The organism is Nocardioides sp., from assembly GCF_025964975.1.
Classification (GTDB): Bacteria; Actinomycetota; Actinomycetes; order Propionibacteriales; family Nocardioidaceae; genus Nocardioides.
The window spans coordinates 1-7,929 of the sequence record NZ_JAOPXV010000227.1; the positions used below are offsets into that span (position 1 = coordinate 1).

General features: G+C 69.8%; 5 protein-coding genes. 4 read left to right on the forward strand and 1 reads right to left on the reverse strand.

Going from position 1 to position 7,929, the window contains the following annotated elements:
• Positions 1 to 76: 76 nt before the first annotated feature.
• Positions 77 to 2,422: a DEAD/DEAH box helicase gene (locus JWN68_RS18275; RefSeq protein WP_297741620.1), complete on the reverse strand. Its 2,346-nt coding sequence runs from the start codon at positions 2,420 to 2,422 to the stop codon at positions 77 to 79.
• Between the two features lie 164 nt (positions 2,423 to 2,586).
• Here JWN68_RS18275 and JWN68_RS18280 point away from each other — a divergent pair, with 164 nt between their 5' ends.
• From JWN68_RS18280 to JWN68_RS18295, 4 genes are all read left to right on the forward strand, one after another.
• A complete protein-coding gene (locus tag JWN68_RS18280; protein ID WP_297741622.1) occupies positions 2,587 to 2,922 on the forward strand; it encodes an STAS domain-containing protein in 336 nt (111 codons plus the stop codon).
• Positions 2,923 to 3,134: 212 nt separating this feature from the next.
• The gene (locus tag JWN68_RS18285) at positions 3,135 to 5,546 is read left to right on the forward strand and encodes a sodium-translocating pyrophosphatase (RefSeq protein WP_297741624.1); all 2,412 of its coding nucleotides are present in this window, start codon (positions 3,135 to 3,137) and stop codon (positions 5,544 to 5,546) included.
• Positions 5,547 to 5,650: 104 nt separating this feature from the next.
• The gene (locus tag JWN68_RS18290) at positions 5,651 to 7,096 is read left to right on the forward strand and encodes a methyltransferase (protein WP_297741626.1); all 1,446 of its coding nucleotides are present in this window, start codon (positions 5,651 to 5,653) and stop codon (positions 7,094 to 7,096) included.
• A gap of 162 nt (positions 7,097 to 7,258) precedes the next feature.
• Positions 7,259 to 7,929: DNA topoisomerase (locus tag JWN68_RS18295; protein ID WP_297741628.1), on the forward strand; the 671-nt coding region annotated here is incomplete at its 3' end.

A 7,929-nucleotide genomic window follows, 5' to 3' on the forward strand; every position in this document is an offset into this window, starting at 1 on the left:
GACGAAGATCGCGGACAGGATCGCGATGACGCCGAGAATTATCAGCAGCAGTCCGAGGATGACCATGCCGGTGAGGCTACTCGCGGGTCCCGGTCCCGGCGTCCGCGAGGAGCAGGTCGAGCAGGACCACAGCGCCGGCCTTGTCGAGCGGGTTGTTCTGGTTGCCGCACTTGGGGGACTGGATGCACGACGGGCACCCGGCCTCGCACTCGCAGCTGGCGATCGTCTCCCGAGTGGCGCTGAGCCAGTCGCGAGCGGCGTGGAATCCGCGCTCGGCGAAGCCGGCTCCACCGGGATGTCCGTCGTAGACGAAGACGGTCAGCTGGCCGGTGTCGGCGTGGAGGGCGGTGGACACACCACCGATGTCCCAGCGGTCGCAGGTGGCGAAGAGTGGAAGCAGGCCGATCGCGCAGTGCTCCGCGGCGTGCGCCGAACCAGGCAGGTCGGCGGCGGCCAGGCCGCCCTCCGCGAGGACGTCGGTGGCGATGGTCCACCAGACCGCGGTCGTCCGCAGCGACCGCTCTGGCAGGTCGAGGGGCATCTCGCCCATCACCTCTCCGCTCGGCTGACGGCGCTGGAGGAAGGACACCACCTGGTGGGAGACGTCGACCTCGCCCAGCGCGAGTCGACATCCTCCCCATGAGCGGTGCTCTCGTTCGGCGACGATGGAGATGTCGGTGATCTCCCGGGCCGAGGTGGAGTAGCTGAGCTCGGCCCTGCTCATCACTGCGACATGCTCCTCGAGGTCGAGCGACTCGACGAGCCAGGTCTCGCCGCGGTGGACGTAGACGGCACCGGGGTGGGCGGTCCCGTGCGAGCTGGATCCGTCGACCGTGCCGACGACGCGGCCGGTCTCGGCCTCGATCAGCTGCACCTGTCGTCCGCCGCTGGAGCGGATGTCCGCCAGGTCGCTGGCTCGACGACGGTCGGTCCAGAACCAGCCGTGCGGGCGTCTGCGCAGGAGGCCGGCGTCGGTCAGCTGGTCCACCACGGCCCGCGCGTTGTCGCCGAACAGGGGCAGGTCGGCCTCGGTGAGTGGGTGTTCCTGGGCGGAGGCGCACAGGTGTGGGCCGAGGACGTAGGGGTTGTTCGGGTCGAAGACGGTGGCTTCCACCGGCTGGCCGAGCAGCGACTCGGGGTGGTTGACGAGGTAGGTGTCGAGGGGGTCGGCGCGAGCCACCAGCACTCCGAGCGCGTCCTGGGCACCTCTGCCCGCCCGGCCGATCTGCTGCCACAGGGCGGCCCGGGTGCCGGGGAAGCCGGCGCTCAGGACGGCGTCGAGCCCGCTGATGTCGATGCCCAGCTCCAGGGCGTTGGTCGCGGCCAGTCCGGTCAGGTCGCCGCGGCGCAGCGCCGCCTCCAGCTCGCGGCGCTCCTCCGGTAGGTAGCCCCCGCGGTAGGAGGCGACCCGGCCGGGCAACGACGGGTCAACTTCCGCGAGGAGCTCCGCGGCGGTGGCCGCCACCTGCTCGGCGCCCCGCCGGGAGCGGACGAAGGCCAGTGTGCGGACGCCCTCGGCGACGAGGTCGGCCAGGAGGTCGGCCACCTCCGACGACGCAGCCCGCCGCACCGGCGCGCCGTTCTCCCCGGCGTACGAGGTGAACGGCGGCTCCCACAGCATCAGCGAGACCTGGCCCCGGGGAGAGTGGTCCGCAGAGATCGCCAGCACGTCCAGCCCGGTGAGTCGACCGGCCGCGACCTCGGGCTCGGCGACGGTGGCCGAGGCGAGGATGAAGGTGGGCTCGGCGGCGTACAACGCACAGACACGCCGGAGGCGGCGCAGGATGTGCGCCACGTGGGAGCCGAAGACGCCGCGGTAGTGGTGGCACTCGTCGACCACGACATAGCGCAAGGACGCGAAGAAGCTGGCCCATCGTGCGTGCCCGGGCAGCAGGGAACGGTGGAGCATGTCGGGGTTGGTCAGGATGTATTCGCCGAAGTCGCGGGCCCAGTCGCGCTGCTCGCGGGTGCTGTCGCCGTCGTGGGTGGCGACCCGCACGTCCAGTCCGAGGGCGTCGATGTTGGCCAGCTGGTCATTGGCCAGCGCTTTGGTCGGGGCGAGGTAGAGGACCCCGGCGCCGCGCTCACCTCGTCGTCCGCGCGTCTCGCGGATCGCCGTCAGAGCCGGCAGCTGGTAGGCCAGGGACTTGCCGGAGGCCGTCCCGGTGGCCAGGACGACGTGCTGGCCGTCCCGAGCGGCGTCGGCAGCCGCGGCCTGGTGCTGCCAGGGCGACGACACGCCCGAATGCTCGAACGCCGCCCGGACATCGGCGCTCACCCAGGGCGGCCAGTCGACCGAGACTGCTGGGCGCGGTGGAACCACCTCGAGGTGTCGAAGCCGTCCCTCGCGCCCCGGCACGTCGGTCAGTCGCCCCACCAGGTCGCTCACCCGATGGCGCTCGGGACCGCCGGGGACGCTCACGAGGGAAGTGTGGCAAACGGCACCGACAGCGACGGGTTCGAGCCCCGACCATCCCCAAGCTCGGGACTACGCCTGCGTGATCGAGAGACTCATGGTTTGATAGCACCCGGCAGCATTCGGGGCGCACTGCCCTGGGTGGTTTTTCCTCTCAACTTGGAGCAGTCGTGGATCTGACCCTTGCGACCCGCGAGGAAGACGGTCGTGCCATCGTCGCGGTCGGGGGCGAGATCGACGTCTACACCGCACCCAAGCTGCGGGACCAGATCACTGAGCTCGTCGCTCATGGCTCCTACAACATCGTGATCGACCTCGAGGCCGTCGAGTTCCTCGACTCCACCGGGCTCGGTGTCCTGGTGGGCGGGCTCAAGAAGGTCCGCGCGCACGACGGTTCGCTCGAGCTGATCTGCTCGCAGGAGCGACTGCTGAAGATCTTCCGTATCACCGGTCTGGCGAAGGTGTTCGTGATCCACGACTCCGCCGACCCCTCGGTCCTGCGCTGACCGAGCCGCCGGTCCGGCGCTGACCGGCCCATCGCCGTACGCCCGACGCAGGGGTGCGGGACGACGTGATCCGCGCCCCGGAGCGCCCGGATCGACGGATGTCCCGACACGCGACGTGTGATCCGCACCACAACCCTGCGCGTGATCCGGGACACAGGTGCGTAGACTCCCGCGCGTTCGCAACTGATGTATCAACTCCCAGGAGGACGCACATGACCGGGATCATTCCCGCTGTCGTGGAGCTTGAAGGCACCAACCAGCTTTTGGTCATCCTCGTCCTCGCGATCGCGCTCGGCGCGCTCGCGATGGCGATGGTGTTCCGCAAGCAGGTGTTGGCCGCCGGTGAAGGCACCGACAACATGAAGGCCATCGCCCTAGCTGTCCAGGAGGGCGCCAACGCCTACCTGACCCGGCAGTTCCGCACTCTCGGCATCTTCGCGGTGATCGCGTTCTTCGCGCTGCTCGTGCTGCCGGCCGACGACATGACGGTGCGGATCTTCCGCTCCGTGTTCTTCGTGGTGGGGGCCGGATTCTCCTCCGCCGTCGGCTATCTCGGGATGGGCCTGGCCGTTCGCGCCAACCTCCGGGTGGCAGCCGCGGCCGAGACCAGTGGCCGCGAGCCCGCCATGACGATCGGTCTTCGCACCGGCGCCATGGTCGGCATGCTCACTGTCGGCCTGGGCCTGCTCGGTGCCAGCCTCGTCGTGCTCTTCTTCCAGGACGACGCTCCCGACGTGCTGGAGGGCTTCGGCTTCGGTGCCGCGCTGCTCGCCATGTTCATGCGGGTCGGCGGCGGCATCTTCACCAAGGCCGCCGACGTGGGCGCCGACCTCGTCGGCAAGGTCGAGCAGGGCATCCCCGAGGACGACCCGCGCAACGCCGCCACCATCGCCGACAACGTGGGCGACAACGTGGGCGACTGCGCCGGTATGGCGGCCGACCTGTTCGAGTCCTATGCCGTGACCCTGGTCGCGGCCCTGATCCTCGGCTCGCAGGCCTTCGGCGACAAGGGTCTCGTCTTCCCGCTCATGATCCCCGCGATCGGCGCTCTCACGGCCGTGGCGGGCGTCTACCTCACCCGGCCCAAGGCGGGGGAGAACGGCCTCACGACCATCAACCGGTCGTTCTACCTCTCTTCGGCGATTGCAGCGGTGGCCAGCGTGGTGCTGGCCTACGTCTACCTGCCGAGCAGCTTCGCCGAGTTCACCAACATCTCCCAGGGCCTGGCCAACGCGGACGGCGACCCGCGGTTCATCGCCGCGGCCGCTGTTGTCATCGGCATCGTGATGTCCGCGGGCATCCTGGCGCTGACCGGCTACTACACCGGCACGGAGTACAAGCCCGTCAAGGACGTCGGCAAGTCGTCCCTCACGGGTGCAGCGACGGTGATCCTCTCCGGCCTGTCGGTCGGTTTCGAGTCCGCGGTCTACACGACCCTGGTCATCGGTGCTGCCGTGTTCGGTGCTTACCTGCTCGGTGGGGCCACGCTCGTCGTGTCACTGTTCGCCGTCGCCCTGGCCGGCTGCGGTCTGCTGACCACCGTCGGCGTGATCGTCGCGATGGACACCTTCGGCCCGGTCTCCGACAACGCCCAGGGCATCGCCGAGATGTCGGGCGACGTCAGCCCGGCGGGAGCGCAGATCCTCACCGAGCTCGACGCGGTCGGCAACACCACCAAGGCCATCACCAAGGGCATCGCCATCGCGACGGCAGTGCTCGCGGCCACCGCGCTGTTCGGGTCCTACGCCACGTCGGTGTTCGAGGCGCTCATCGAGGCCAACCCCGGTGAGCAGCGTCTGCAGTTCGACGTCTTCGACCCGGCAGTCCTGGTCGGCGTGCTCCTCGGCTCCTGCGTCATCTTCATGTTCTCCGGGCTGGCCATCAACGCCGTCGCCCGCGCTGCCGGCGCGGTCGTCTTCGAGGTCCGTCGCCAGTTCCGCGAGATCCCCGGGATCATGGAGGGCACCGGCCGTCCGGAGTACGGCAAGGTCGTCGACATCGTCACCAAGGACTCGCTGCGCGAGCTCGTGGCGCCGGGCATCCTCGCGGTGCTGGCCCCGGTGGCGGTCGGCTTCGGCCTCGGTGCCACCGCGCTGGCGGGGTTCCTCGCCGGCGCCATCGGCACCGGCACCCTGATGGCTGTCTTCCTGGCCAACGCGGGTGGCGCCTGGGACAACGCCAAGAAGCTGGTCGAGGACGGTCACCACGGTGGCAAGGGCTCGCTGGCGCACGAGGCGACGATTATCGGCGACACGGTGGGCGACCCGTTCAAGGACACCGCGGGCCCGGCCATCAACCCGCTGATCAAGGTGATGAACCTCGTCTCGCTCCTCATCGCCGGCGCGGTCGTCTCCATGAGCATCGGCAAGGACGAGAACGACGTGCTCCGGGTCATCATCGCGCTCGTTGCAGTGGCGATCATCGCGGCGGCGATCTACATCTCCAAGCAGCGCGGGGTCGCGATCAACGACGACGGTGACGACACCGGCTCCTCGTCGTTCACGCAGCACGGCACCCACGGTGACCACGCGACCCACGGTGACCACGACGGGATGATCGACGACACCCCGCCGGGCACCGCGGGCACCGGCGCCACTCCGGTGACGCCGCCGCCCACCACCTGATCCACGCACAGCACGCGACGGCCCGCCGGGATCCCCGGCGGGCCGTTGTCGCGTCTGCCGTGACGGGCCGCCGGCGGACTCCAGCGTTCTGCAAGGCTGGCGGCATGGACCTCGACTTCGCCGCTCCACTGCGAGCCGCCCTGGTCGCCGCGGACTTCACCTACGGCGCGGTAACCTCACTCCTGGGCCCCCAGGCACACCGGGGCCTCAGCCGCAACGAGACGACCCCGGGTGTACGCCGAACAGCGGACGGCTCCGCTCTCAGCACGCTGACCCGGCTCTTCCTCCTGCAGGCGACCGTTGCCCGAGAGGACGCCGAGCGCGCGCTGCCCGGACTGGTCGACCGGCTCTGCAACGCCGGCCTGCTCGAGCAGAGTGTGGGCGAGGTGGCCGCGCGCATGGACTGTCGGCCCTACGCAGGCGACGACGTCGACCTCTGGGTCGTCTCCGACCTGACCCCCGGCCTCGACGGCGCCCCGACCCGGGTCGGGACCGACCACGTGCTGGGGATCTCCAGCGCGTCGACCAGCCTGGCGCAGCTCACGGTCCGCGCCGACGTGGGCCGGGCCCTGGACCTCGGCACGGGTTGCGGCGTACAAGCGCTGCACCTGGCCACGCATGCGGGCGAGGTCGTGGCCACCGACGTCAACCGGCGCGCGCTGTGGATGACGCGGCTCAACGCTGCGCTCAATGAGGTGTCGGTCGACGTGCGGGAAGGCTCGTTCTTCGAGCCGCTGGCCACCGAACGGTTCGACCTGATCGCGACCAACCCACCCTTCGTGATCAGCCCGGCCACGGGGGAGCGGCTCGTCTATCGCGACTCCGGCCTGCCCGGTGACCGGGTCGTGGAGGACATCGTCCGCGGGGCGCCCGCCCACCTGAACGAGGGCGGGCTGTGCCAGGTCCTGGCCAACTGGTCCATCGTCGCCGGCACCGACTGGGACGAGCGCCTCGCCTCCTGGCTGAGGGACGACTGCGACGCCTTGGTCATCCAGCGCGAGGTGATCGACCCGAGCGAGTACGTCGAGATGTGGCTCAAGGACGCAGGCGTGCACGGCACTCCCGACTACCCCAGCCGCTACGACACGTGGTTGTCGTGGTTCGAGGACCTGGGCATCGAGGGTGTCGGCTTCGGCTGGATCAACGTCCGGGCCGGGGGGAGCGGCCGCCACCGGCTCGAGGAGTGGCGTTACGACGTCGAGCAGCCCATCGGTCCCGCGATCGCCGACCACTTCGACGCGACCCGGAGCGAGGTCGGACTGACGTCACGGCTGCAGGCGCGCATCGACGTGCTCCAGGAGACGCAGGGCCCGCCCGGAGCCGAGGACCCGGCCACCATCGTGGTCCGCCAGCAGCGAGGCTTCCGCCGCGCGCGGCAGGTCGACACGGTCGAGGCCGCGCTGATCGGGGCCAGCGGCGGCGACCTGTCCGTGGGGCAGATCCTCGATGCGATCGCCGAGATCACCGACGTCGATGCCGACGAGCTGCGGACGACGTACCTGCCCATCGTGCGCGACCTCGTCGACGAGGGTTTCCTCACTACGACCTGAGTCTCGTCGAGACTCAGGTCGTAGCGGCGAGCGCCCCGGCCGCTGGAGCGCGCGGTGATCGTGCCGGGGCCCTCGCACCATCCACAGCGGCGAGCGGAAGTGGCCGACTGGATCTCACGCGCTACGGTTGCGGCGATTCACCACCAGGGAGCAGGAGTTCACGTGGCACACAAGCTCGTCATCGTCGAGTCGCCGAAGAAGGCGCAGATGATCGGCGGCTACCTCGGCAGCGGTTATGTCGTCGAGTCGTCCATCGGTCACATCCGCGATCTGCCGAACAACGCTGCAGACACGCCGGCCAAGATCAAGGACAAGCCCTGGGGCCGGCTCGCCGTCGACGTCGACAACGGGTTCGAGCCCTACTACGTCGTGCCGCGCGACAAGAAGAGCCACATCGCCAAGCTGAAGAAGCTCCTCAAGGACGCCGACGAGCTCTACCTCGCCACCGATGAGGACCGCGAGGGTGAGGCCATCGCCTGGCACCTCCTCGACGAGCTCGCCCCGAAGGGCATCCCGGTCAAGCGGATGGTCTTCCACGAGATCACCAAGTCGGCCATCCTGGCCGCCGCCGACAGCCCCCGCGAGCTCGACATGGACCTCGTCGAGGCCCAGGAGACGCGCCGCATCCTCGACCGCCTGTACGGCTACGAGGTCTCGCCCGTGCTGTGGAAGAAGGTCATGTCCGGCCTGTCGGCCGGTCGCGTGCAGTCCGTCGCCACCCGCCTGGTCGTCGACAAGGAGCGCGAGCGGATGCGCTTCCGCCTCGCGTCCTACTGGGACCTCGAGGGCACCTTCGACGCCGGCTCGAAGCACGAGCAGCGGATGTTCCCCGC

Bases quoted from the DNA above. Each gene is read 5' to 3' on its own strand.
- JWN68_RS18285 (WP_297741624.1), top strand. From the start codon at position 3,135: ATGACCGGGATCATTCCCGCTGTCGTGGAGCTTGAAGGCACCAACCAG.
- JWN68_RS18290 (WP_297741626.1), top strand. From the start codon at position 5,651: ATGGACCTCGACTTCGCCGCTCCACTGCGAGCCGCCCTGGTCGCCGCG.